We start from the raw sequence: 23,909 nt of genomic DNA on the forward strand, positions 1-23,909 counted from the left end.
AGAGGAACTGAATATGTTGAATTATGTGTTGATCACATTTGGAATCGCTGCCGTGGGTGGCCTAGTACTGGCCGCCAGTGTGTTACGCGACAAACTCGCCTCCTGGGCGTTGTCCGTGGTGCACGCTCTGTTGGGCGCCATCGGGTTGGTGCTGTTGATCACGATGCTATTGCAGGGCTCTGCACCGCAGCAGGTGTTGATCGGCTTCGTGCTGTTGCTGGTCGCCGCCCTGGGCGGTTTCTTTCTGGCATCATTTCATCTGCGACATAAAATACCTCCCAAGGCGGTGGTGATCGTTCACGCTGGGGTGGCTGTTGCTGGGTTTCTGACCCTGCTCAGCCTGGCGCTCTAAATCATGCGGCACCCGCTGCACCCGGCACTGGTGCATTTTCCGATCGCCTGCTGGACGCTGGCGGTGCTGGCTGACTTTGCAAGCCTGCACTTCGGTGAGGCGGCCTGGCGTTGGTCGGCAGGCCTTCTGGCGGTGGGCTGTGGCATGGCGCTACTCGCCATGTTGGCTGGCCTTCTGGAACTCCCAAAGGTTCCGGAAGGATCGCCATTGCGTGATACCTATTGGCACATGAGTTTAATGCTTGCTGCGTTTATGCTCTTTTCTATACGCCTGCTCTTGGGCCAGGAGCAATTCCAGCCCATTGCGCCGAATTTGGCTCTATTGTGTGTGGATGTGATGGGCCTCATCTGTCTAATCGCTGGCGGCTGGTTGGGCGGTCGGCTGGTATATGGGCATGATATCGGGCGGACTTGAAAGGTCATATTTACTACCGTTAAAACAACTTCAACTAACTCGTTTTGTCGTAACACTGTCGCGATGAGGTATAACATAAATAAAGGTGTCAGAGTAAAATTAAATTGTTAATCTAACCTAGATACACTGATTTGAGAGGGTAGGTTTATGCCACGATTAGAAAGAATTACACCTGTAGGCGTTCCGATTCATGTGATCCAAAGGGGGAATAATCGTCAAAATAAAGGTGTCAGAGTAAAATTAAATTGTTAATCTAACCTAGAAAAGGGGACGCTACCCTTTTTTAGTGAATTAATGTTACGATAAATCCATGCCTAGACTTGCTCGAGTAGTTATTCCTGATATTCCTTATCACGTTACTCAAAGAGGTAATCGTCGTGAGGATGTGTTTTTTGATGATGAAGACCGTCAGTTTTATCTTGAACTATTGAATGAATACGCCCAAAAACACCAAGTGGAAATTTGGGCGTATTGTTTAATGACAAATCACATCCACCTTATTTTAAGGCCCACCAGTAAAGAAGGCTTGCAGCAAGTCCTCAAACCTTTGCATATGAGATATGCACAATACATCAACAAAAAGATGGGTTGGAAAGGGCATTTATGGCAAGGTCGTTATTTCTCTTCTGCATTGGATGAGGCGTATGCCTATCAAGCGATTCGCTATGTCGAACTGAATCCTGTTAGGGCGAAAATGGTTAAAAGTGCGGTCGATTATGAGTGGTCTAGTGCGCGAGCACACTCGGGTTTAGAAGAGAGTGAATTGCTGGCTAGGCTACCAACGCAATATCAACCTAGTCAGCAGCCGGATTGGTTGTCTTATCTTAATGAAAATGAAGACGCTGAGTTGATTGCTGTTATTCGCCGTAATATTGAGAAAGGACTACCTTGTGGTAATGAAGACTTTATTTCAAAGTTAGAGAAGGCCACAGATAGAGCCTTGACCTTTAAGCCGGTTGGTCGTCCGAAAAAAGGGTAGCGTCCCCTTTTAAAGGATGACTTTCCTTATAAAATTCTCAGCACTGCTTTGTCTCTGTGGTGAATCGGTTAAAATGTTTCCAACTTTACGCTTGGGGATTTTTTTATGCGCCAATATTTGGATTTATTGCAACACATTTTGGATAACGGTTTTGAAAAGGGTGACCGCACCGGTACAGGAACTAAGTCGGTTTTTGGGTATCAAATGCGTTTTAACCTGCAAGACGGTTTTCCGTTAATGACCACCAAAAAACTGCATACCAAATCAATTCTGCATGAACTGCTATGGTTCTTGAAAGGCGATACCGATATTAGCTACCTGAAAGAACATAGTGTGCGTATTTGGGATGAATGGGCGACAGAAGACGGTCAAATTGGTCCTTTATACGGAAAGCAGTGGACGGCATGGGAAAAGCCGAATGGCGAAACTATTAACCAGATTGCTGAAGTCATCGACACAATTAAAAACAATCCAAATAGCCGTCGTATGATTGTTAGTGCATGGAATCCAGCGGATTTACCGGACGAGTCAATTTCGCCGCAAGCCAATGTTGAGCAAGGGCGTATGGCTCTGGCGACCTGTCACGCTTTCTTCCAATTCTATGTTGCCGACGGCAAACTGTCTTGCCAACTTTATCAGCGTAGTGCCGATACTTTTCTTGGCGTGCCGTTTAATATCGCCAGCTATGCGTTTTTAGTGCATATGATTGCGCAACAGTGTGATCTAGATGTTGGCGAATTTGTCTGGACCGGCGGTGATGTGCATCTATACAACAACACCCTTGAACAGGCTCAATTACAACTAACCCGTGAACCAATGCCACTGCCTAAGTTAGTCATTAAACGTAAACCTGATTCGATTTTCGATTATCAGTTTGATGATTTTGAAATTGTAGGCTATGAATCGCATCCTCATATTAAAGCAACGGTATCGGTTTAACATAGGTTAGATTACTGTTTATGCAATAAATTGGCATAGAGTTTGCATTACTAATCTGCACTTTCTGCAATTAGAGGCAAATCTGTATGTCAATTAACTCAATTCTTGCCGTATCGGCAATTCTTTCTGTCACTTCTTCGGCAAATGTTACCGCCATGCTTATTTCCATTTTGGGAGGTAAGTGATGAGTATTCACAACGTTCATAACGGTATGCCATGGTTTTCGGCTTCATTTGGCTATCTTAAAAAACCTATCGATCAAATTGAAAATCCTGAACAGAACTTAATGAAAATTGACTTGGAAAATCCGGTCACGATTTCTATGGATGCAATTCGAAAGCATGCCGAGGAAAACGAAAATTTTGAATTGTTCGAACCGAAAAGTTATCAGGATATCGCCGATAAAATGTCGGACATTATTGATGAGACTTTAACAAGTCTAGGACTGCCGAACGATATTGCAGTTGATTTGCAATATAACGGTTTTGGTCAGCCTGAATATCAGATCGACCACCCTAGAGCCGATGAAATAAAAAGTGCTTTGCAACAACATGGACTCTTTGAGCGGATTGCTGAATTTGGTCATAATTCATACATGCTCAATTCAGCTGAAGAGGCTCGGGTCGAGGTTCTGCAAAACCATCAGGGAAGTAAAGATTTAGCGATTGAAAAAATTCGTCAAGCCATTGAGGAAGTCTATGCCAAAACCTTTCTTTATGATGATAACGGTAGTCAGATAGATCTTTTTTTGGAATAAAAATCGATCTGCTAAAAGAGTTAATTGAGGAGTATGGATGATTAATTCTGTAATGGCACCGGCGCTGACAACATCCGTTAATGAAACAAATGCGAGTTTACAAATTCAAGTGTTAACTTCGCCCAAAGTAATCAGTGTAGTGGATAAGGTTTCTGTAAGTGCCGAAGCTCATCAAGCTTTACGTCAAGAGCAATTTAAGCCGAAAAATGCGGTGGATATGTTTAATGACTGGTTAGCCAGTGGCAGTACGATGGTCACTTTTAGCCTTCCGCAAGGCGATGAATCGGATGAGGTTGATCTTTTGCCAGAGAACCAAGCGTTATTGGATAAATTAAAAGAGAAAATGCGCAATACGTCTGATCATGAAGAGCGTATGGGCGTTTTTAATAAAATCAATCTCCTGCGCGGTGCCGGTAAGAGTGAAATCTTTAACAGCGAATCCGATTTGGATAAACGCATGATTGCTATGACAGACAGCATTTATTTACAACAAAAATACTTAGTTGAGAAGTATGGTGATCCAATGGGCGTTCCATCGGAAGAGATGAAAGCGGCGATTGAACAGTTAAAAAATGACCCACGTTTTAACCAATATCCGCGTTTAAGTGAACTGACGGGCAAAGAAGGTTCGTCCGATGCGCCACCTGAAATTGAAGCGCTGTTTGAGCCAAAAGGTTATGACTTAACAAAATTCAATGATAGTGATTTCTTAATGGACTTACTTGCTGAACGAGATAAGGCGCATGACATTGTCTCGAAACGCATTGATGCGATGATGAACGACTTTAATCATCCGTATTGGGAAGCGTCTTTAAAGTAGCTTAGGATCTGATTGATAATCCGATAATGCAGGCCTGCCAAAGAATGAATTGTTATGGCGTTTTTGTTTAGCAAAAGTATAATCAATGTTTTACGTTTGATATTAATTGGGTATTGAAATGAAAGTAGATGTGTTAACAACTCGAATTGATCACGATACCAAGATCGCGTTTAATCAAGTCTGTCAGGATATGGGGTTAACAGCTTCGCAAGCGATTAAGTTGTTTGCAAAGGCTGTGATTAATCATGGTGGGATACCTTTTGAAATTAAAGCTTCCCAACCGAATTTGAATACTCAAGCAGCGATCAATGAATTGAATCAAGGGCAAGGTCAGAAAATTAAATCTCTTGATGAACTTGGGGTCTAGGTTTGTTAGAGATAGAGATTTCATCGCAATTCAAAAAGGATTTTAAGAAACTTCAAAAAAAGAGTGTTCAAGATGTTTTGGCGGTTGGTAATCTAGTTGGTCAATTGCAAAGACAGGAAGCGCTTGCAGAGGTTTATCGTGATCATGCCCTAGTCGGGAATTGGCATGAGTTTCGAGATTGTCACGTAAAACCTGATTTAGTATTAATTTACCGTATTCATAATCAAACCTTGCAGTTGGCTAGAATTGGAAGTCATAGCGAACTATTTTGATTAAGTTTTGTATTAGAGAAAATAATGAACGAAAACCAAATTAAGCTGTCGATGATTGCGGCAATGACTAAGAACCGTGTTATCGGCAAAGACAACGATATGCCGTGGCATCTGCCGGATGACTTGCAGTTCTTTAAAAAGAATACCCTTGGCAAGCCGGTGATTATGGGACGTAAAACCTTTGAGTCCTTGGGTTGTCGTCCGCTGCCAAAGCGTCCGAATTTGGTGATTAGCCGCCAGACCGATTTAGATTACCCAGTGCCGGTTTTTGCTTCTGTAAAAGCGGCCTTAAAAGATCTTAAACAAGATAATCCGCAGGAAGTGGTGATTATGGGCGGTGGTCAGTTGTATAAGCAGATGGTTAGCGAAGTGGATCGCCTGTATTTAACGCTGATTGATACTGAGCTGGAAGGCGATACTTATTTTCCAGATTGGACGAAAGAGGGCGAGTGGTTTGAAGTGTCTCGTGAACATCATCCTGCGGATGAACGCCATGCTTATGCGTTTGATTTTGTGGTTTTAGAAAGGCTGTAGAAGTCCTCTCAATCATTTCTTATCGCCCAAGGTCTTGCTTCTATTTAGGCCTTGCGGTGTCTTTTATTGATTCCTTCTAATACTTTGATTTTTCAGAAAAATATTCGGTATTTTCCCACTTTTTGGTAAGGCCTTTGTTGGCGGAGTATTGCAAAAAGTTTTCTTTTAATTCCTAATTTTGATTGACTCGGTATTAAAACGGCGTTAAATTATTCGCGAATTTCATTATATACTAAAAGAAATAACGAGTTTGTTGTAGCCGGTTAACCCGGTTTTTTTACAAAAAACTATATGTACAAAAGTAAATAATGATTTTTGTTAGTCAGAGTTAAGGAGAATACTTATGAAATTTAGTGCACGTAATCAAGTCATTGGCACGATTAAGGCGATTAATGTCGGAGCCGTCAATAGCGAAGTCGTGCTTGAAGTTGCCGAAGGTGTCGAAATGGTCTCGATTATCACCAATAGCTCGGTTAAATCTTTGGGATTAAAAGTAGGTCAACAGGCATATGCGGTAATCAAGGCCTCTAATGTCATGATTGCCGTCGATTAAGTTAACGCTGCTTCTATTTTCTAAAAACGGTGCGTAAACAACACCGTTTTTTATTGAAAAGCGATATGTATTAAAATAAATAAAGTAAAATTATGTCACTATTTAATCGCTATACTATGCTCGCCGTTTTGAGTTCGGGGCAATTGTTATTGCTTCCAAGTAGCGCAGCTGCCAATACCGAACTGTTTTTTGAAATCCGCGAGCGCGCCGAGCACCAAGAAAACCTCAACGATAAGTTCTACGGCATTCATCCAAAAGTGGGTGAGTCGAGTGATAGTTATCTATTGAGTCGTGTTCGAATCGGCTTAAATCATCAGTTTGATGAGAACTGGAGTGGGCGTGTCAGTTTGCAAGATAGCCGTGTTTTCGGTTGGGGTTTTGAAGACGAAAACTGGGTCAACGGTGAATTTGATGGGATTGAAAATAACCCGCAGAGCGATCCGCTGGAGCTTGGACAGGCGTGGTTGCAATATAAAGACGATCATGTGCTTGCCAAAGTTGGGCGGCAGAGTCTCTCTTACGGTAACCAGCGTGTTTTCGGACCGGGCGCTTGGAAAAACTCCGGCAAATGGATTTGGGATGCGGCCAAGCTACGCGTTAAACAGGGTAAAAACTGGCTTGATGCTTTCTACGGTAAGACCATGACTCACGATCCTGATCAGTTCAGTCTAGAACATCGTCACGGTTTTACCGGTTCCGGTCTGTACGGCCATTTTCAATTATCCCGCCAGTGGTTAGTGGAACCGATGTTGTTCACCAAGTTCAATGACTACAGCCAGAGTTATCAGGAAAAGGATCAGTTGAACTATGGGGCGCGTGTGCTGTATCAAGACTACGGTTTTAAAGTCGATGCCACGGTAATTAAGCAGGTCGGTGATGTGCTCAATAATGCCGGACAAGTTGTCGATATCGATGCCTACGGTTACAACTTTGATGCCAATTACCGCTTATCGCCACAGTGGATGTTTGGGGTTACGCACTCGTTTGCCAGTGGTGACGATAAATCCACTGCTCAGAATGAGCGTTTTGATGGCGCTTACGGCGCGGCGGCCAAATACTACGGGCATATGAATGTAATGGCTTGGTCTAACTTGGCGGATTACGGGGTGATTGCCAATTATCGTCCGCTGCGCGACTGGGACATTCAAGCCGAATATCATCAGTTTTATGCAGATGAAATGGATGATGCGTGGAAGGCTTATAAAACCGGTTTGTCAGCGCAAAGTGATCATTACGGTGATGAGCTGGATTTGATTGCATCTTATCGTTACAGCAAGCAGTTGGATTTTAAATTGGGCTTAGGTGTTTTTATGCCGGGTGACGGCATTAAACAAGCGGTTGCCAATGGACAGACTAATTTGACTGACGATAACGCTTATTCCGGCTTTTTCCAAATCCAATATAAATTTAAGCAGAGTCTATGAAATCGATAAAACAACTCTTTATTATCGCGGTTAGCCTATTTGCGCTAAGCCATGCTTCTTGGAGCTATGCCGCAGAATTAGTAATCGTTTCCGGCGGCGGTTATAAAAAACCGATGCAGGAAGTGATTAACGCTTATCAAGCTGAGACCGGTAAAAAGGTCGATGCGAGCTACGGCAATATGCGCCAAATCACTGCGCAAGCTCAAGCGTCGAGCAAAATTGCTTTGGCAATTGGTGATCAAAAGTTCTTTAGCCAAACTGACAAGTTGTTCGCTGGCTATCAGTCAATCGGCGAAGGCAAGTTGGTGATTGCTTGGGCAACAGGCAGTCCGGCAATTAAGCAAGACAATGATTTAACCAATTTACAAATTACCCGTATTGCCCATCCGCACGCTAAAAAAGCGATCTACGGGCGTGCTGCAATCGAGTGGTTAGCCGCCAATAACCTGCAAGACAAGGTGATGGATACGGTGATGCAGGCGTCAACGGTACCACAAGTCTCTTCGTATTTGGTGGCGCGTGAAATTGATGCCGGTTTCATCAATTTGACCGATGCGATTGGTTTGGGCGACCGCATCGGCGGTTACAAAGTGTTGGATAAGGGGTATACGCCTATCAAAATCGTTGCCGCGACCGTTGATGGTCATCAGCAGGATGTCGAGCTAGTGGCCTTCCGTGACTTTTTGAAAACTGAGCAAGCGCAGAAGATTTTCCAGCGTTATGGGCTCTAGTCATCACCGACGAGGAGGGCGCCAGTGCAGTGCGGGCTAACGCCGATATGGATTAGTTTGCAAGTCATGCTTTGGAGCAGTCTGCTATTGATTGTTATCGGCTTGCCGCTGGCATGGCTTCTGAGTCGACGTAGATGGTGGGGACAAGGATTACTTGAAGTTGTGGTGACTTTGCCACTGGTGTTTCCGCCGATTGCCATCGGCTTTTTTCTATTGCTGATACTGGGGCGTGACGGCTGGGTTAATAATCTCCTGCCGGAGGGCTTTCAGTTGGAATTGATTTTCTCTTTTACCGCGTTGGTGTTGGCAAGTGTGATTGCCGGTTTGCCGTTGATGATTAAACCGATTCAGGCTGCTTGGCAGAGTGAAACTTCGCAATTAGTCGAAGCGTCTTACGGTTTGGGTAAAACACCTTGGCTGACTTTTTGGCATATCACTTTACCGAGTATCGCGCCTGCGGTGGCGGCTGGATTAACGCTTGGTGTTGGGCGCGGTATGGGAGAGGTTGGTATGAGTTTGATGCTGGGCGGCAATTTAGTCGGTCAGACCGATACTTTATCCTTGGCGATTTATAACTCGGTTTTGGATGGCGATTTTGACTGCGCCATGCAATTTACTTGGATTTTGGCAGGCATCGCCCTGACCCTGTTTGTCGTGTTACGACGACTTGGGCAACGCCGTTTTTAACTTTACAAAATAATAACCACAATAGGATAAACCATGATTTTTTTCCAAACCCATGAAATCGAAGCATGGATTAACGAAGACGCGCCACTGGTTGATTTAACCGGTCACTTGCTTGGTGTTGAAGGACAAATTGCTGAATTGACCGTGCGCACTCGCCACACGACGCGTTTGACGATGATTGAAGAAGCGGCACGTATTTTCCAGATTTTGGGGGCGGAAGTGGTGTTTCAAGCTGAGTCCGGCTGCGATGTTGAAAAAGGCGCCGTGATTTTGCAGGCGGTTGGTCGAGCCGATGCATTGCATCGTGGTTGGAAAGTGGCGATGAATTTGTTGGAATATCTGTGTGGCGTGGCGACACACACGGCACAAATGGTTGCCGAGGTGAAAGCGGTCAGCGATATTCCGCTCTTGGTAACGCGCAAACATATTCCGGGAATGAAAAAGCCGATGACCAAAGCGATTTTAAACGGCGGTGCGCATCCGCATCGTCTAGGTCTGTCGGAAACAATTCTGGTATTTGAAAATCATTTGAATCTGATTGGTGGACGCAAAGCATTGGCTGAGAAAATTCCATCGATTCAGTCCGCCGCTTGCGAGAAGAAAATCTCGGTTGAGTGTGACACGCTGGAACAAGCGCTTCAGGCTGCGCAAGCCGGCAGTGATTTGATTCAGTTTGATAAGGTGCCGGTTGACATTTTGCAGGAGTGGGTCAAGCAGTTAAAAAGCCAATTTCCGGCGCTGCAAATCGTGATTGCCGGTGGCGTGAATCTGCAAAATGTTCGCGACTACGCGCAATCTGGTGTGGACGGCATTGTGCTGAGTTCGGTCTATCATGCCAAGCCCGCGGATATTGGCGTCACCATTGAGCTATTGAGTGAATAAGATGCGAGATGCTTCGGCGCATGCACTGACATTTGACCTGCAAGGCAATCTGCATACCGGTCTGGGGTTGAAAGCGGTGCGTTGGCAAGGACAAATTCCAGCAAACAAGATGATCCTACTGACCGGTGAATCCGGCAGTGGAAAAACCACCTTAATGCGCGCGCTTTGCGGGTTAAGTGAGCATATTTCCGGTTCGGTGCACTGGGGTAAGACATTGTGGCAGGATTCCAAAAAACACTACCATCCGGTCTATAAACGACCGGTCGGAATTATGTGGCAACACTACTCGCTGTTTCCGCATCAAACGGTAGAAAAGCAACTGCGTTTTGCCTTCAACTGCGGCAAACGTGCTAAGACACTGCTTGAAGTGTTCGGTTTAGATGGTTTGCAGAATCGTTATCCGCATCAACTTTCCGGTGGCCAGCAACAACGTGTGGCTTTAGCGCGCACTTTAATGCGTTCGCCACCGATTCTGTTCCTTGACGAACCGCTGAGCGCGCTGGATATGAATACGCGGCAGCGACTTTTACAGTGGCTATATCAAGAACAGCAAGAGCGCCAATTCAGTCTAGTGGTTGCCAGTCATGACCCAAATGATTGGCGTAGCTTCGATTACGAAAACTGGCATTTGCAGGATGGGAAAATTGTGATTTAGGCTGATCTTTCTATTTTTGAAGTGCTCGCTGTTGCGAGCTATTTTTTATTTATCGTTATTTACTAAAGTAAATATAGTTTTAAAGGGGGTATTATGTTCCTGGCTCATTTCAATCAAAAGCGCCTAGCGGTATATGTTCAGAGGTTATTTTGGTTATCCGCGTTTACGGCTTCTTCGTCGTTCGCTAACTCGCAGGTTTTTACTTTAGGCAAAATTCAAGTCCAAGCCGAGACGCAAAGCATTGACGCTGAAAGAATTGATGTTGAACAGAGCTCCGAGCAGGGAGCAAGCAATGTCGGAGAGGTTATTGCAGAAGTTCCTGGAGTCACCTTGCAAGTTGGTGGCCGTCGTGCAGAGACACGTGCCAATATCCGCGGCTTTGATTCGAGACAGGTCATGCTGTATCTGGATGGTATTCCGATTCATGTCCCTTATGACGGAAATATCGACCTAAGCCGCTTTCAATTAGCAGACCTGAGTCAGGTAGAAGTGTCTAAAGGGTTAGGGTCTTTATTGGAAGGGCCTAACGCACTGGGTGGTTCCATAAACTTGGTTACTCGTAAGCCGGTTCAAGCATTTGAAGGCACTCTCGATTTTTCGATGGAGGCTGGTGAAGAAGGTTTATTTAAACATTCGCAAAACTTTCAAGTCGGCTCAGTTTTGAATGAATTCTTCTATTTGCAGGCTGGGATTAGTGCATTTGATGCAGATGATTTTCCATTGTCGGCTGACTATCAGCCGCAGTCCAATAATGGGACGGTTTATCAAGGGGAAGGAGAGCGCTTGCGATCCGGCTCGGAAAATTTAAGTGCCAATTTAAAACTTGGCTATACGCCTAATTCAACTGATGAATACTCGTTGAGTTTCTATCGTACCGAAGGCTCAAAAGAATCTAGCCCTTATGCAGGGACTGCGGATACGGTGCGTTATTGGGATTGGCCGCAATGGGATAAGCAGAGTCTTTATTATGTTGGTTATACTCAGTTCGGAAGTGGTCAGCAAGCTGCCTATATAAAATCACGGCTGTTCTATGATCAATTTGACAATGCGTTGAACTCTTATGATGACTCAGGTTATTCGACGGTAACTAAGGGGTATGCTTTCCGTTCGCAATATAACGATCAGAGTATTGGCGGCTCATTAGAAGGTGGTTTGCCGATTGCCAATCATTTATTAAAGGCGGCGCTGTTTGTTAAACATGACGAGCACAAAGAGCGCGACAACGATAGTGATAATGCCGACTTGGATAATCGTTGGCGAACTTTTCAGGCAGAAACTTATGCTCTCGGTTTAGAGGATCAAATTCAGCTGAGCCAAGAGACACGTCTGACTTTAGGCTACCGTTACGATCATTATGAATTAACCAAAACCGATGACGGTAATTCGGATACCGACCCTAAAGGCGCTCAAAATCAAGGTAATTGGCAGGCAAAGTTACATCATCGTTTAGGTAATCATGAATTATTGGCTGGCGTTTCGCTCAAATCGCGTTTTCCGGGGATGAAAGATCAAGTTTCCTATCGTCTGGGTCAGGCAATTCCTAACCTAGATTTGCAAGCCGAGACGGCATTGCACTATGAAGTGGGTATGGCCGGCCAATTAGGCAATACACGTTATCAGGCCAATCTGTTCTACGCAGACATTCGTGATGCGATTGAAACTATAGCTGTAGCAGATATTAATGATGTTTGCGGTGGCGATACTTGCGACCAAAACCAGAATGTCGGCTCAGCAAGTTCTAAAGGGATTGAGTTACAGAGTATGACGGCACTGTCTGATACTCTCGATATTGCTGTGAGCTACAGTCATGTGATTCGTGATTTGGCGGACAAAAATATCGTTGCGACCTATTCACCTAAAAATACGCTTAATTTGAAATTGGATTGGTATCCAAACCAGGCATGGCATTTCGGCTTGGACGGGCACTACCAGTCGGACAGCGAAACCCGATTTGATGGAACCCGTCCTACCGACCGTTTTAGCTTATGGAATTTGCGTGCACACTACCGAATTAATTCACAGTGGAAAAGTAATATTGTCTTAAAGAATCTTTTTGACAAAGATTACCAAATTGCTGAAGGCGATCCTATGCCGGGCAGAACCCTTTATGCCAATCTTCAATACCGTTTTTAGGAGATAGGCATGAGGTTGAATGGGTTTAAATTAAACAGATCAATTTTATCTGTTTCGGTGCTACTTGCTATGGCCGAAGTGTCTGCGGCGGAACAACTTGATGTGGTACAAGTCAATCCGGCCAAAGGCATTCAGACCGATGATGTGTATTCGGAACCGAAAAGTTTTACGCATAATACGCAGACTTTTACTCAAGAGTCGATGCGTGATTTACCGGTTGCAAATGCGTATGAAATGCTGGATTACGCAACCGGTGCTTTTATTCAGACTCAAGGACGAAAATCCCCGTATTTTGCCAGTATTCGTGCCGGCTCGAATCTCGGCATTATTATCGATGGCGCTTATTTACCGCCACCGGCCGCTTCGAAGGTGCTGATGCAATTACCGGTGACGGCAATTGATTCAATGACCATTGTGCGTGATGCCAGTGCTTTGAATCTTGGTCCGCTTACATCGATTATCGGCCCGATGACCAGTTCACGTACGGAAGGTTTTATTGTCATTAAAACTCAGAGCGGTTTCAAAAAACCGAATCGTGAGTTGCATGCCAAGGTTGGTTCTTATCGGCAGTTTGAAGTCGATACGAGTCTGTCTGGAAAATTCTCTGATGAAGTGGCTGGAAGAGTTGTTTTTGCCCATCAGCAAAAGCAGGGACCAAGCGATTATTACAATGATTATCGCCGAGACGTAGGCTTATGGAAGTTAGAGGGTTTGGGTGAAAATTATGATTGGCAGGTCAATTTTTTCCATGCGGATGGCGAGAAAGGCTTGCAACAAGGGCTAGATACGTCAGGAGTTAGCGACGCTAAGTGGCGTTATGATCCATTGAAAATGCGCATGATTAATGCCCAGGCGGGTTATTACTGGAATCAGCATAGTACGACTGCAGTTCGTCTGTCGCATACCCAAAGTGATGCGCTGTTACAGAAATACAGCCATTCTAATCCAGATGCCTATGCAGAAGAAAAAACCGAAGAAGAGTTTATTAATTTTGACCTAAGCCATGCCCTTAACCAGGAATTGGCTGGCGGTCAGAATTCACTTCGCTTTGGTTACAATTCTATGTGGTATCACAATCCAACCGGAATGTTGTATTACCCGGGTTGGGAGCGAAAAGAACAGATTCAAGCGCTGTATTTACAAAATGAATTTCGTCAACAAAGATGGTCGATCGATATGGGGCTGCGTGCTGATAAACGCACCATCGATAAAGGTTATGAGCAAATTGGCAGTCAACGCCGATTGATTGAAGATGTTGAGTTGGACACTTTGTTAACTGGAGCGCTTGGTGCAAGTTATCAGTTAACTCAACAGGATCTATTGACACTGCGCATTTTGTATACCGAACAGCAACCGGTCAGTGTTTATACATTAAATAACGATCAACTTGAGCAAGAGAACCGTTTACGCACAGAGCTGGGGTGGAGTCGTAAATGGCTTGTTTCGCCGTATTACAGCCTAAAAACCACGCTGACTGGTTTTCATGAGCGTCTAAAAAACGGCGCTTATGTGGCTGGTCAGGTTGATGACCCGCAAGATACAGAGAGCAAGATCAATGTTTATGATAATGCCAGCTGGACGAACAGAGGCTTTGAAATAGAAGTTGAAGGCGGGTGGGGACAGTTTAGTTACGGCGTGGCTTATAGTCGCGTATCGCCAGGCGATACGCCGACCGGTGTGGTTAATGTTCCAGAATCTCTGGTTCGTGCTCGAATCGGTTATCAAACTGAACCATGGCAGTTTAATTTAGGCGCACGCAATATGGATGAATTCATCTCTGCAAATAAAGCTGGAATGGGCTCGGCAGGCGGTTTTACTAGTTACGACGCTTCGCTTGGTTATCGTTTTAAACGCTCCGGGCTATCACATCATTTGGTTTTTTCAGCAAAGAATTTAACCGATCAGAAGTATGAAACTGTGTACGGCTTTCCAAGTGAAGGTCTGAATTTAGGAGTTGACTACTATGTTCGTTTCTAAACGTTTTACGCTGTCCAAGTTGTCCTATTTAACGGTCGTAAAAATGCCGGTTTTGTTTTGGCTGACTGTTGTCTTGTCTGTTGTTTTTTTGCTTTCTGTCTCTACGTTTGCCAAGGCGAGTACTTCGTCTTGCAAGATAGATGGTGTTGTTGAAAAGGTCTATGGTGCGAATCCGATTGTCACTTATATGTTAGTTGCGATGGCTCCAAGAAAACTGGTTGGCTGGAACTTTCCCGTTTCGCAGCAAGCGCGTGGTATTTTTCCTGATCAAGTCTTTGAAAAACCCGTTATTGGCGGCTGGTTCGGACAGGGACGTACGCCGAATATGGAAGAATTATTAGGTAGCCGTCCTGAGCTCATTGTGATGTCTGGAGCGATGGTTAATCCGAAGCGTCAGCAAGTCTTACAGAAAATGGGGGTGCCAGTTTGTCATCTCAATCTTGATCGCCTGAGCGATTTTCCGGATAGCTTCCGCAAGCTTGGAAAATGGTTACAGAATCCTACTAGAGGCGAAAAACTGGCCTTGGCAATGGAGAATCTACTCCAGCAACAAAGTCATTTAAAAGGCTTGCTCGCAGAACGGAACCTTCCAATAAAGACGGTTTATTATGCGCAAGATCCAAATGGATTGGCATCTGAATGTAGAGGCTCGATTCATGCGGAAGTTATTCCATGGGCGGGCGGTCTCAATCCCCATCTATGTCCTGCCGATCAAGGTAAAAATTCCCGTTATGGAAAGGTTGCGGTCAATATTGAACAGCTTCTGCGTTACAACCCAGATGCAATTGTGACTCAAGAACGCGCTTTTTATGAGCAAGTGTATCAATTGCCGAATTGGCAGAGTTTGCAAGCGGTACAGAACGGGCAGGTGTTTTTTGCACCGCAAGCGCCATTTCGTTGGTTGGATCGTCCACCATCATTTATGCGGATTTTAGCAGCGCAGTGGTTGATGCAGAAACTGTATCCACATGTCTCTGAAATTGCCGAAATAGACATCATTAAAACCGCGCAAGATTTTTTTTCATTATTTTTTCGAGTTGAATTAAGCCGCGAACAAGCGCAAATCCTACTTGAAGGAGGACAGCTATCATGAGAAACAAACCGATTCAATTAGGTGCGATGTTGCACGTGACTCCTGAACTTGGACAGTCGCCAACGGAGACTTATCAGAGCTTTACCGATCTAGTTCAGGATCTTGATCAGCTTGGCTTTGATCACGCTTGGGTCACTGAACACCATTTTAACGACATGAGTCTGACACCAGCACCAACCCAAATAATGGGGCATTTGTTGGCAAAAACTGAACAGATTCAAATAGGCGCAGCGGCCTTATTGATTGGCTTTCATAACCCGATTGCGGTTGCGGAACAGTTGGCCGTTTTAGAGACTCTTTATCCGAATCGGCTATTGTGTGGTTTCGCCAAAGGTGGACCGTTCGAATCACAAAACAGTGCTTTTAAAGCCGATAAAGATTTGAGCCGTGCGCGAATGATTGAGGCGTTACCGGCGCTGCTTGAATTATGGCAAGAACAAGGAGAGTGCTCCCATCATGGCGAACATTTTCAATGGCAGCAACTTAATCTACAGCCAAATGCAGGTATTGTTCCTAAGCAGTTATTTGTCGCTACCGGTGATGCTCAAACCATTGCTATGGCGGTGGAAAACGGTTTAGGTTTAATGGCTGCGCAATTCTGGGGAGTGGACAAGATTCAGCAGCAAATTGCACTCTACAAACACCATGCAAATCACTATTTTAGAGAAACGGTTAAGCCGCGCATGATGGCGGCTAGAGGTTTGTTTATCGACCAAAACTCGGCCGTGGCAAAGCAACGCGCTTTGGAGCATATCCGTATGTTTCGTGAGCAGAAAGCCAAGCATTGGGGTAAAGCTCCCGGGCCAATGGCAAAATTGCAACCAGAAGAAATTCTGAACCGAATGTTATATGGCTCTCCGGATGAGGTTTTGGATAAGGTTGCAGATCTCTTACAAAATGGTGTTACTGATTTGGTTCTTAATCCATTGACTCAAAATCATCGAGTGAGAACTGAGCAGTTGCATTGGTTCTACAATGAAATTTGGCAAGGGCTTTCCGGTTGTTTGCCAGCGAAGTCGGCAGCTGGCTAGGTGCGCAGTGTGCAATTGATAAGGACTTTTGTAAAAGAAGCCGCGCGGTGGCGAATTGTGATCCTACTTATTTTAGTGTTGGTGGCGAGTGGTTTCATTTCATTAAGTATGGGGCGCTATGATTTCGCACCGCTTGGCAGTTTAGCGGAATTGTTGAGGCATTTCGGCTGGCTTTCTGGTAAGGAAGATCCGATGATTGTCAGTATTCTGATGGATGTTCGTCTTCCCAGAGTATTGGCCGCCATGACGATTGGGGCTGCTTTAGCAATTAGCGGCGCTGCCTTTCAGGCTTTGTTTATGAACCCTTTAGTTTCGCCAGGTATTTTAGGTGTTCTATCCGGCGCGGCTTTTGGGGCTTCTTTGGGGATTTTGATTTCCGAAGAAATTTGGGTCATGCAGCTGCTTACTTTTCTGTTTGGTCTCCTTGCTGTGGGGATTGCTTTGCTACTGGCAAAGGGTGAGCTCAAGCAAAATATGATTATTTTGGTTCTCGGTGGAATGATTACCGGTGCCTTGTTTAGCGCTTTTCTGTCGATTATTAAATACGTTGCAGACCCATACAGTAAATTGCCGGCAATCACTTATTGGCTAATGGGATCCTTAGCGAATGTAAATGGTGACTTGTTATTTTGGCTGTTACCGATTGTATTGGTTGGTATTTTGATTTTGCTGCTACACGGCCATGTTTTGAATGTACTTAGCCTTGGTGATGATGAGGCTCGAACTTTGGGGATTGCTGTTGAACAGAAAAGAATGTTGATTATCGTTATTGCCACTTTGTTAAGCGCTTTAACCGTTACGCTTGGCGGTATGATTGGTTGGGTTGGATTAGTTATTCCGCACATTGTTCGTTTAGTGTTAGGTGCCGATAATCGTATTCTTTTACCTGTTTCAGCTTTGCTAGGCGCTATCTATTTACTTTGGGTTGATAACCTCGCACGAATGGCAATAAGCATTGAAATTCCGCTTGGTATTTTGACTGCGTTAATCGGCTTACCGGTTTTTGCTTGGGCGTTAAAGAATGCTAAAAAAGGTTGGCAAAATTAAAAAGTTCAATGTTTAAGGAAACGCAGAATAAATCCCAATGGCTTCAGGCAAAGTCAAATTTAGGTTAAGCAAGGCGTCTGTTTGCCGTCATGTCTCGACCTGGCAAAAACAGACAACACCGCTTAGACAAATTTTGCAAAGCTCGCCTCTAGCGAGGCCTTGAAGAGTCACTTCGTTGTTGGCGTTCTCAACCATAGCTCAGGCTATGCTTCTCAAACGCCGCCTAGAATATCTCTTCAAACTCCACGATGAAGTCAATGGGGACTTATTCTGCGTTTCCTTAGTTTAAAAGAAGAGATAAAGTGAATAACAAATTAGCTCCAATGACTGAGTTTAAAGTTTCTAATTTATGTGCGGCTTATGGAAGAAAACACGTTTTCAGTGGAATCAACTTCCGCTTGCAAAAAGGGGAAGTCGTTGCGCTTCTAGGGCCTAATGGATGTGGTAAAACCACTCTGTTGCGAACTTTACTGGCTTTGCATCCAAAAACCGAGGGAGAAATATGGTTCGCTGGAAAATCGATTGATGACTTATCGGTAAAACAGCGTGCTCGGATGGTTAGTTATGTACCGCAGTATCATAAGATGGCATTTGCCTATCCTGTATTAGAGATGGTTTTGATGGCAATCTATGGAGATAAAGCACCGTGGTTACATGCTAGTCAAGATGAAATTGCTCACGCCATGAGTGCATTAGAATGGATGGGGATCGCCGAGTTGGCGCATCGTCCTTATACTGAACTTTCAGGTGGACAAAGGCAGATGGTTCTAATTGCGCGTGCATACGCTCAAAATACACCTTTGATTATGATGGATGAACCAACTAATGGATTAGATTATGGGAATCAAATCAAACTGCTACAAAAAATTAACGCATTAATGGAAACGGGAAAAACAGTCCTGATGACGACCCATCATCCCGAGCATGCCCTGCAATGTTCGTCGAGGGCTATTACCATGAAAGATGGACATCTGCTTAGTGATGGCTGTCCTCTGGACGTATTGAAGGATGAAAAAATTCGTTCTTTATATGAGTTAAGCCATGATGACTTTTATGCTTACCGAAAACAGGCTTAGTGTTCCTTTATTTCGTTGGTTTTAAGATTAATAAGTCTCTGAATCTGTTGTTTGATTTCGGAGTCGTCCCATTCGATGGCGGCATTGACTGAGTAGCGGATTTGCCCGTTGGTGTCGATTAGGAATGAACTCGGGAAGGAGAAAATTTCGTAATCGGCGGAAACCTTGCCGTCTTGGTCTATCAGCACAGGAAAATCGACCTGAACTTGTTTAAGGAAGTCGCGGATGGTTTGTGGCGATTCTTTGAAATTAACCGAGACGATTTCAAACTGATTGCTATCATATGATTCCGCTAAGCGGTTCATCGATGGGATTTCTTTGACGCAAGGTGGGCACCAACTGGCCCAGAAATTCAGTAACACCACTTTGCCACGTTTGTCAGAGAAATTGAGCGATTCCCCGAAAGTATCAGATAACTCAAAATCAACTGCTGGCCGAGCTTCAATCGGTACCAGACCTTTTTTGCGTTTGGTCACTTCGACTGGATTTAGTTCTGCTGTTGCGATGAATGCGGTTTCATTTGTCGGTTTGGAAATACTTAGCCAGCGACCTAAATCAGTCACCAGTTTTTCACTAGCCTGCTTTTCCACTTCATTGGCGCTACGGCGCAAAAAATACCAGTCACGGACATTCGGTACTGACGCTAAGGTTACTTGGCTATTGTTGTTTTCCAATGCCGTAACCAACTCTGCGAGTTTCCATTTAAAAGTTCCTTCAGTTGGTTGCACAATGGTGATCGGTAGACTGCTGGCGGCAACAATCGGGAAGAGTTGCGGCGCATCACCGGCTTTTTCTGGGGCGTTATAAAGGTTTGGAAAGAACAACACGCTTTGTTGCATTTTGCCGTAGCCGTTTGTTGGCTGTTCAGCCAGTTGCCAAAGGCGTAAACCGCGCAATAACACCAAACTCATACGGCCTGTGCTGATGGGGATAAAAGTTTTTGCTTGGGTTTGCGCATGCGCTAGAACAGCGGCAATACCGTTGCCGTTTAACTTGCGGATATTGGTCGGGGAGCGTTCGATAAAGTAGGATTCCAGCAGGTCGATTTGCCAGATGTCATAGCCTTCGTCGTTAAAGCGGCTAACTAGGTGTTTAAAGGATTTGCGTTCCGCATAGCCTTCGGTAAACCAGATTAGCAAAGGTTTTTTAGCATCGGCAAAGGTCGCAGGATAGTCATGAACGGTGACTTCTTCGCCGCTTTCGGTTTCAAGGTTGAAGCTTTCCGCCTGCGCACAGCCGAGAAAGGTGGCGATGGAAAATGCGATGAAAAGGGCAAAAAGTTTGAAGTGATGCATTGCGAACAATCTCAAAAAGTTTTGCAGCAGTTTTACCATATTGTTGGCAAATTCGCTGTAAAACCAAGTGAGATGCATGTTGTTTGCACATTAGATGCTTTGCGGATGTCGGATTCTCAGTGTTAAAGCACTGGCTATAATAATCATAATTGCCGAAGCCATTAAACACGCTTCCATACCGGCACTTTGGTAGATATAGCCGGAAAGAACCGTGCCAGCTAAACGTCCGCCGGCATTCGCCATATAGTAAAAACCGACCTGTTTTGAAGTACCGTCTTCATCGGCATAGGCGACAATCAAATAAGAATGAACCGCTGAATTCAATGCGAACAGTACTCCGAAAATCAGCAGACCGATAACCAAAATGGTTTCTGGATTCATATTTAATGAATAAGCCATCAACAGTGGTACGGCGGCTAAAACCAGTGCCAACCAGAAAGCAGTGCGCGCAGTTGGATTGGTCTTTTTACCAACCAGCTTTGGCGAAGCGGCTTGCACAAAACCGTAACCGATAATCCAGATTGCCATAAAGGTGCCGATTTGTAGATGTGACCAGCCGAGAACGCTGGCGGCGAAGACCGGCAGCGCCACCACAAACCAGACATCACGCGCACCAAACAGGAAGAAGCGTGCCGCGGATAACCAGTTAATTGCTTCCGAATGCGAGAACATCTGAGCGAATTTCGGTTTGTTTTTCGACTTACCAAGTGAACCATCGAGTTTGAATAAGGAAATAGCCAGAGCGATAGCAAGCATGCCGGCCATAATCCACATTGCATTGGCAAACCCGAATAGTTCTAAAAGCAGAGCACCCATAAAGAAGCCGACGCCTTTCAGCGCATTTTTAGAGCCGGTCAATGCTGCAACCCAACGATACAGCTTGCCTTCACCGTCACTGGCTAAGGCTTTGACCGAACTTTTGGCGCTCATTTTATTAAGGTCTTTGGCGATGCCGGACAGGGCTTGCGCGACCATGACATACAAAACGCTGAGCCATTCGGTCGGCACCGTGAGCATCACTAGGGCGAGAATCTGAATCGACAAACCGATATTCATGGTGACATTCAAGCCGGCACGCGCGCCAAGCCAACCACCGAAAAGGTTGGTGACAATGCCGAAGAACTCGTAAAACAGGAACAATAACGCCAACTCTAAAGGGCTATAACCGAGCTGATAGAAATAAAGCAAGACCAACATGCGTAAAGCGCCATCAGTTAAGGTAAACGCCCAGTAGTTGCCTGTTACCAGAGCGTATTGTTGGGTTTGGTTCATGGCTATTTCCTATTCTATAGTGATTGATTTGCCTTACCGACTTTCATTGCCAGTTCCATCATACGCTGCATATAACCGATTTCATTGTCATACCAAGCCAGCACTTTAACGTGCGTGCCGTTGACCACACGAGTCGATGGCGCATCAATCACAGACGAGCAGGTTTCGCCTTCGTAGTCGACCGAAACCAGTGGCAGTTCTTCATAACCAAGAATGTCTTTAAGATAGCTCTCTGAAGCTTCTTTAAATAGGCTATTCACTTCTTCGACTGAAGTTGGTTTTTGCATCTCCATCACCAGATCGGTAAGAGAAGCGTTCATAAACGGAACACGCACAGCCAAACCATCTAAGCAGCCATTCAATTCAGAGAAAATCGTACCGATTGCAGAAGCAGAACCGGTTGAGGTTGGAATTAATGATTCAAAACTGGAACGCGCGCGACGCAAATCTTTATGACCGTGGTCGACCACTTTTTGGGTATTGGTGCGGTCGTGCATGGTGGTGATAGTACCGTGTTTGATGCCAATTTTTTCATGCAAAACTTTAATCACCGGCGCGATACAGTTGGTGGTGCAAGAGGCCGCGGTAATCAGTTTGTCTTCGCCGGCAACGAAAATATCGTCATTAATGCCCATAACGATATTCTTGATACCTTCTTTAAACGGTGCGGCAACGATGACTTGTTTAACGCCTTGGTCGAAGTAGGGTTGTACTTGTTGGCAGTTACGGAAAACACCGGTACATTCCAAAACGATATCGACGTCTAACGCTCCCCAATCAAAGTCTTCAAGATTCTTGTGCGAAGAGTAACTAATGGTCTTATCACCGATTACGATATTATTGCCATCTGCTTCGGCACGGTGCTTCCAACGACCATGTGCCGAATCGAAGTTCAGTAGATGTGCGGAGCCGATTGCATCGGTCGCGATTTCATTAATATGCACGAATTCGATGCCTTCCCAGTCAAATGCTTGGCGTAAGCCAAGACGTCCCATGCGTCCAAAACCGTTAATTGCGACACGAATCATAAAGGCTCCTAAAAATCTTCTATATAATAATTTCATCTAAACGAATTGAATCTATATCCGTTTATGCGGATTGATGTAATATAGCAAAAAGCCCTTTATTAAAATAGAAACTTTTATGACAAATTCCCAACAACTTGAGCAATATGCGCATTTTCATAAAGCGATGGCGGAACCGGTGCGTTTAAGAATCTTGGCACTGTTAAGCCAACAGAAATCGCTTTGTGTTTGTGATTTGGTGTCGGTACTTCAGTTGTCGCAGAGTACCGTTTCTCGGCATCTTTCATATTTAAAGAATCATGGAATTGTCGAGTCATGGCGAGAAGGGAACTGGATGCACTATGCGCTGTTGAATGAGCATCCGTTTCAAGCGGTGGTGGCGGAATCGATGCGGGGGCTGAGCCAGTTAGATTTAATCAAAGAAGATTTGAGCGCCTTGGAGAAATATCAACAATCGCCAAGGCAGTGTAATCTCTAAATTTACATTGAAGCTTCCAGCTTCAGGTAAGTACGATTCAGGTTTTGTTTGTGCCATGAATCGTAGTGTTCTAGGTGCTTGAACTCCGGCCAGTCTGAGTTTTCTGAAACCGCTGAATTAACGCCAGCAAAATCTTCTGCTTGAGCAGTCATTTTTTCAACTAACTTTTTCAGATAATCACCGGTTTCTGCATCGGCTTGTTTCCAGTCAGACACCTTGCCATGCCCCGGAACAATATATTCGGAAGGAAGTTGACGCATCTGTTGGTAAGCTTCGTTCCAAGTCACAGGATTAGACCAAGGATGCACGCCAAGCATGCGGTCAAGATAGACAATATCTCCGGTAAATAACACCTTTTGTTGTGGCAACCACAAGACTGAATCGCCGGGAAAATGAGCATCACCGTAATAATTTAACTGCATTTCAACCCCACCAATGGTTAAGCTGTTTGAAGCTTCTTCCAGTACCACATCAGCCGTTTTCATCTGCACGCCTTTCAAAGCAGGTACTTTAGGTAATAAACGGTCAAGCTGCTGGTTAAACATCTTCGCTTGGGTTTTTACGCTCTTTTTAAAGGCATAAATTTTCGCGCCTTGTTTAGAGAAATAATCATTCCCCAACCAACGGTGATCTTGGCTGCCGATATTGATAACCGCAACAATCGGTTGATTTTTAATGCCTTTGGCAATCGCCTCCAGTTTTTTTGCCGCCGCGTCGCCTGCTCCAGAGTCAACTAAAACCCAACCGTCGGCCGTATCGATAAAACCGATATTATTGTTTAAGCCCAAATTCTCTGGTGTGCGGTCGGTGATTGGTCCGACATAGGCGTAAACACCATCTGCTACTTTCTGAGCGCTGAATTCCATTGCTTGACTAGCAAAAGAGATAACCGCCAATCCTGCTACCAACAGGTAGCGATATAGTTTGTTCATAAAGTTCTCCTAAATTCAGAAAAGTTTAAATAGGCTTTAAAATTCATTTTACCTATGATCAATTAAACCAAATAACATGCCAAAAAACATAAATTCTAAGTTATTGATTTTAAGTGAAAAAATTATATTCAAATAATGCTAGGTCATGCAAAATGCAAAACCATTGCATTTTGCAATTCCGAAA

Annotated in this window: 26 protein-coding genes; 22 read left to right on the forward strand and 4 right to left on the reverse strand. The window is 44.6% G+C overall.

Annotation, left to right across the window (positions count from 1 at the left end):
- Positions 1-13: 13 nt before the first annotated feature.
- From J3998_RS06525 to J3998_RS06625, 21 genes are all read left to right on the forward strand, one after another.
- Positions 14-352 carry a hypothetical protein gene (locus J3998_RS06525; RefSeq protein WP_208148871.1) on the forward strand — a complete coding sequence of 113 codons (339 nt, stop codon included), beginning with the start codon at positions 14-16 and terminating at the stop codon, positions 350-352.
- A gap of 3 nt (positions 353-355) precedes the next feature.
- Positions 356-766: a DUF2231 domain-containing protein gene (locus tag J3998_RS06530; protein WP_208148873.1), complete on the forward strand. Its 411-nt coding sequence runs from the start codon at positions 356-358 to the stop codon at positions 764-766.
- A 310-nt stretch (positions 767-1,076) separates the two neighbouring features.
- The gene (locus tag J3998_RS06535; protein WP_208148883.1) at positions 1,077-1,745 is read left to right on the forward strand and encodes a transposase; all 669 of its coding nucleotides are present in this window, start codon (positions 1,077-1,079) and stop codon (positions 1,743-1,745) included.
- Between the two features lie 105 nt (positions 1,746-1,850).
- On the forward strand, positions 1,851-2,684 hold the full coding sequence (thyA, locus tag J3998_RS06540; protein WP_208148885.1) for a thymidylate synthase: 834 nt from the start codon (positions 1,851-1,853) through the stop codon (positions 2,682-2,684).
- 184 nt (positions 2,685-2,868) lie between these two features.
- Positions 2,869-3,441: a hypothetical protein gene (locus J3998_RS06545; protein WP_208148887.1), complete on the forward strand. Its 573-nt coding sequence runs from the start codon at positions 2,869-2,871 to the stop codon at positions 3,439-3,441.
- A gap of 37 nt (positions 3,442-3,478) precedes the next feature.
- Positions 3,479-4,261: a hypothetical protein gene (locus tag J3998_RS06550; protein ID WP_208148889.1), complete on the forward strand. Its 783-nt coding sequence runs from the start codon at positions 3,479-3,481 to the stop codon at positions 4,259-4,261.
- Positions 4,262-4,379: 118 nt separating this feature from the next.
- The gene (locus J3998_RS06555; RefSeq protein WP_208148891.1) at positions 4,380-4,628 is read left to right on the forward strand and encodes a type II toxin-antitoxin system RelB/DinJ family antitoxin; all 249 of its coding nucleotides are present in this window, start codon (positions 4,380-4,382) and stop codon (positions 4,626-4,628) included.
- 2 nt (positions 4,629-4,630) lie between these two features.
- Positions 4,631-4,900, forward strand: a complete 270-nt coding sequence (locus J3998_RS06560; RefSeq protein WP_208148893.1) for a type II toxin-antitoxin system YafQ family toxin — start codon at positions 4,631-4,633, stop codon at positions 4,898-4,900.
- Positions 4,901-4,924: 24 nt separating this feature from the next.
- The gene (folA, locus tag J3998_RS06565; RefSeq protein ID WP_208148895.1) at positions 4,925-5,434 is read left to right on the forward strand and encodes a type 3 dihydrofolate reductase; all 510 of its coding nucleotides are present in this window, start codon (positions 4,925-4,927) and stop codon (positions 5,432-5,434) included.
- Positions 5,435-5,777: 343 nt separating this feature from the next.
- Positions 5,778-5,987 (forward strand): TOBE domain-containing protein, encoded by a 210-nt coding sequence (locus J3998_RS06570; RefSeq protein WP_208148897.1) that lies wholly within the window; start codon positions 5,778-5,780, stop codon positions 5,985-5,987.
- A 92-nt stretch (positions 5,988-6,079) separates the two neighbouring features.
- The gene (locus tag J3998_RS06575) at positions 6,080-7,411 is read left to right on the forward strand and encodes an alginate export family protein (protein ID WP_208148907.1); all 1,332 of its coding nucleotides are present in this window, start codon (positions 6,080-6,082) and stop codon (positions 7,409-7,411) included.
- Positions 7,408-8,142 (forward strand): molybdate ABC transporter substrate-binding protein, encoded by a 735-nt coding sequence (gene modA / locus J3998_RS06580; protein ID WP_208148908.1) that lies wholly within the window; start codon positions 7,408-7,410, stop codon positions 8,140-8,142. The genes J3998_RS06575 and modA overlap by 4 nt, the downstream gene beginning before the upstream one ends.
- Positions 8,143-8,166: 24 nt before the next feature.
- Positions 8,167-8,829 carry an ABC transporter permease subunit gene (locus tag J3998_RS06585; RefSeq protein ID WP_208148911.1) on the forward strand — a complete coding sequence of 221 codons (663 nt, stop codon included), beginning with the start codon at positions 8,167-8,169 and terminating at the stop codon, positions 8,827-8,829.
- 33 nt (positions 8,830-8,862) lie between these two features.
- The gene (modD, locus tag J3998_RS06590) at positions 8,863-9,711 is read left to right on the forward strand and encodes a ModD protein (RefSeq protein WP_208148913.1); all 849 of its coding nucleotides are present in this window, start codon (positions 8,863-8,865) and stop codon (positions 9,709-9,711) included.
- Position 9,712: 1 nt separating this feature from the next.
- The gene (locus J3998_RS06595; RefSeq protein ID WP_243750636.1) at positions 9,713-10,366 is read left to right on the forward strand and encodes an ATP-binding cassette domain-containing protein; all 654 of its coding nucleotides are present in this window, start codon (positions 9,713-9,715) and stop codon (positions 10,364-10,366) included.
- A 93-nt stretch (positions 10,367-10,459) separates the two neighbouring features.
- On the forward strand, positions 10,460-12,499 hold the full coding sequence (locus tag J3998_RS06600; protein WP_208148925.1) for a TonB-dependent receptor plug domain-containing protein: 2,040 nt from the start codon (positions 10,460-10,462) through the stop codon (positions 12,497-12,499).
- A gap of 69 nt (positions 12,500-12,568) precedes the next feature.
- Positions 12,569-14,476 (forward strand): TonB-dependent receptor plug domain-containing protein, encoded by a 1,908-nt coding sequence (locus J3998_RS06605; RefSeq protein ID WP_208148927.1) that lies wholly within the window; start codon positions 12,569-12,571, stop codon positions 14,474-14,476.
- Positions 14,463-15,569: an ABC transporter substrate-binding protein gene (locus J3998_RS06610; protein ID WP_208148928.1), complete on the forward strand. Its 1,107-nt coding sequence runs from the start codon at positions 14,463-14,465 to the stop codon at positions 15,567-15,569. Before J3998_RS06605 ends, J3998_RS06610 begins: the two co-directional genes overlap by 14 nt.
- Positions 15,566-16,600, forward strand: coding sequence for an LLM class flavin-dependent oxidoreductase (locus tag J3998_RS06615; RefSeq protein ID WP_208148931.1), 1,035 nt, complete (start codon positions 15,566-15,568; stop codon positions 16,598-16,600). Before J3998_RS06610 ends, J3998_RS06615 begins: the two co-directional genes overlap by 4 nt.
- A 57-nt stretch (positions 16,601-16,657) precedes the next feature.
- Positions 16,658-17,647, forward strand: a complete 990-nt coding sequence (locus J3998_RS06620; protein ID WP_208148933.1) for an iron chelate uptake ABC transporter family permease subunit — start codon at positions 16,658-16,660, stop codon at positions 17,645-17,647.
- Between the two features lie 302 nt (positions 17,648-17,949).
- On the forward strand, positions 17,950-18,723 hold the full coding sequence (locus tag J3998_RS06625; protein WP_208148942.1) for an ATP-binding cassette domain-containing protein: 774 nt from the start codon (positions 17,950-17,952) through the stop codon (positions 18,721-18,723).
- Here J3998_RS06625 and J3998_RS06630 read toward each other — a convergent pair.
- The 3 genes from J3998_RS06630 to J3998_RS06640 all read right to left on the reverse strand — a co-directional run bounded on the left by J3998_RS06630 (position 18,720) and on the right by J3998_RS06640 (position 22,318).
- The gene (locus tag J3998_RS06630) at positions 18,720-20,018 is read right to left on the reverse strand and encodes a TlpA family protein disulfide reductase (RefSeq protein ID WP_208148944.1); all 1,299 of its coding nucleotides are present in this window, start codon (positions 20,016-20,018) and stop codon (positions 18,720-18,722) included. The genes J3998_RS06625 and J3998_RS06630 overlap by 4 nt on opposite strands.
- A gap of 90 nt (positions 20,019-20,108) precedes the next feature.
- Entirely contained in the window at positions 20,109-21,290 is a 1,182-nt protein-coding gene (gene arsJ, locus J3998_RS06635) for an organoarsenical effux MFS transporter ArsJ (RefSeq protein ID WP_208148946.1), read from the reverse strand.
- Positions 21,291-21,304: 14 nt separating this feature from the next.
- Complete coding sequence (locus J3998_RS06640; RefSeq protein ID WP_208148948.1) at positions 21,305-22,318, reverse strand: ArsJ-associated glyceraldehyde-3-phosphate dehydrogenase; 1,014 nt, start codon at positions 22,316-22,318, stop codon at positions 21,305-21,307.
- 115 nt (positions 22,319-22,433) lie between these two features.
- Here J3998_RS06640 and J3998_RS06645 point away from each other — a divergent pair, with 115 nt between their 5' ends.
- On the forward strand, positions 22,434-22,793 hold the full coding sequence (locus J3998_RS06645) for an ArsR/SmtB family transcription factor (RefSeq protein ID WP_208148950.1): 360 nt from the start codon (positions 22,434-22,436) through the stop codon (positions 22,791-22,793).
- A gap of 2 nt (positions 22,794-22,795) precedes the next feature.
- On the opposite strand, the gene J3998_RS06650 is transcribed toward J3998_RS06645, so the two are convergent.
- Complete coding sequence (locus J3998_RS06650) at positions 22,796-23,725, reverse strand: MBL fold metallo-hydrolase (RefSeq protein ID WP_208148951.1); 930 nt, start codon at positions 23,723-23,725, stop codon at positions 22,796-22,798.
- Positions 23,726-23,909 lie beyond the last annotated feature (184 nt).

This window comes from Thiomicrorhabdus marina (assembly GCF_017571465.1).
In the GTDB taxonomy this organism is placed as follows: domain Bacteria; phylum Pseudomonadota; class Gammaproteobacteria; order Thiomicrospirales; family Thiomicrospiraceae; genus Thiomicrorhabdus; species Thiomicrorhabdus marina.

Bases quoted from the DNA above. Each gene is read 5' to 3' on its own strand.
- J3998_RS06570 (WP_208148897.1), top strand. From the start codon at position 5,778: ATGAAATTTAGTGCACGTAATCAAGTCATTGGCACGATTAAGGCGATT.
- J3998_RS06595 (WP_243750636.1), top strand. From the start codon at position 9,713: ATGCGAGATGCTTCGGCGCATGCACTGACATTTGACCTGCAAGGCAAT.
- J3998_RS06575 (WP_208148907.1), top strand. From the start codon at position 6,080: ATGTCACTATTTAATCGCTATACTATGCTCGCCGTTTTGAGTTCGGGG.
- J3998_RS06525 (WP_208148871.1), top strand. From the start codon at position 14: ATGTTGAATTATGTGTTGATCACATTTGGAATCGCTGCCGTGGGTGGC.
- J3998_RS06605 (WP_208148927.1), top strand. From the start codon at position 12,569: ATGGCCGAAGTGTCTGCGGCGGAACAACTTGATGTGGTACAAGTCAAT.
- modA (WP_208148908.1), top strand. From the start codon at position 7,408: ATGAAATCGATAAAACAACTCTTTATTATCGCGGTTAGCCTATTTGCG.
- J3998_RS06630 (WP_208148944.1), bottom strand. From the start codon at position 20,018: ATGCATCACTTCAAACTTTTTGCCCTTTTCATCGCATTTTCCATCGCC.
- J3998_RS06615 (WP_208148931.1), top strand. From the start codon at position 15,566: ATGAGAAACAAACCGATTCAATTAGGTGCGATGTTGCACGTGACTCCT.
- thyA (WP_208148885.1), top strand. From the start codon at position 1,851: ATGCGCCAATATTTGGATTTATTGCAACACATTTTGGATAACGGTTTT.
- J3998_RS06535 (WP_208148883.1), top strand. From the start codon at position 1,077: ATGCCTAGACTTGCTCGAGTAGTTATTCCTGATATTCCTTATCACGTT.
- modD (WP_208148913.1), top strand. From the start codon at position 8,863: ATGATTTTTTTCCAAACCCATGAAATCGAAGCATGGATTAACGAAGAC.
- J3998_RS06550 (WP_208148889.1), top strand. From the start codon at position 3,479: ATGATTAATTCTGTAATGGCACCGGCGCTGACAACATCCGTTAATGAA.
- J3998_RS06650 (WP_208148951.1), bottom strand. From the start codon at position 23,725: ATGAACAAACTATATCGCTACCTGTTGGTAGCAGGATTGGCGGTTATC.
- J3998_RS06640 (WP_208148948.1), bottom strand. From the start codon at position 22,318: ATGATTCGTGTCGCAATTAACGGTTTTGGACGCATGGGACGTCTTGGC.
- J3998_RS06610 (WP_208148928.1), top strand. From the start codon at position 14,463: ATGTTCGTTTCTAAACGTTTTACGCTGTCCAAGTTGTCCTATTTAACG.
- J3998_RS06645 (WP_208148950.1), top strand. From the start codon at position 22,434: ATGACAAATTCCCAACAACTTGAGCAATATGCGCATTTTCATAAAGCG.
- arsJ (WP_208148946.1), bottom strand. From the start codon at position 21,290: ATGAACCAAACCCAACAATACGCTCTGGTAACAGGCAACTACTGGGCG.
- J3998_RS06600 (WP_208148925.1), top strand. From the start codon at position 10,460: ATGTTCCTGGCTCATTTCAATCAAAAGCGCCTAGCGGTATATGTTCAG.
- J3998_RS06530 (WP_208148873.1), top strand. From the start codon at position 356: ATGCGGCACCCGCTGCACCCGGCACTGGTGCATTTTCCGATCGCCTGC.
- J3998_RS06555 (WP_208148891.1), top strand. From the start codon at position 4,380: ATGAAAGTAGATGTGTTAACAACTCGAATTGATCACGATACCAAGATC.
- J3998_RS06545 (WP_208148887.1), top strand. From the start codon at position 2,869: ATGAGTATTCACAACGTTCATAACGGTATGCCATGGTTTTCGGCTTCA.
- folA (WP_208148895.1), top strand. From the start codon at position 4,925: ATGAACGAAAACCAAATTAAGCTGTCGATGATTGCGGCAATGACTAAG.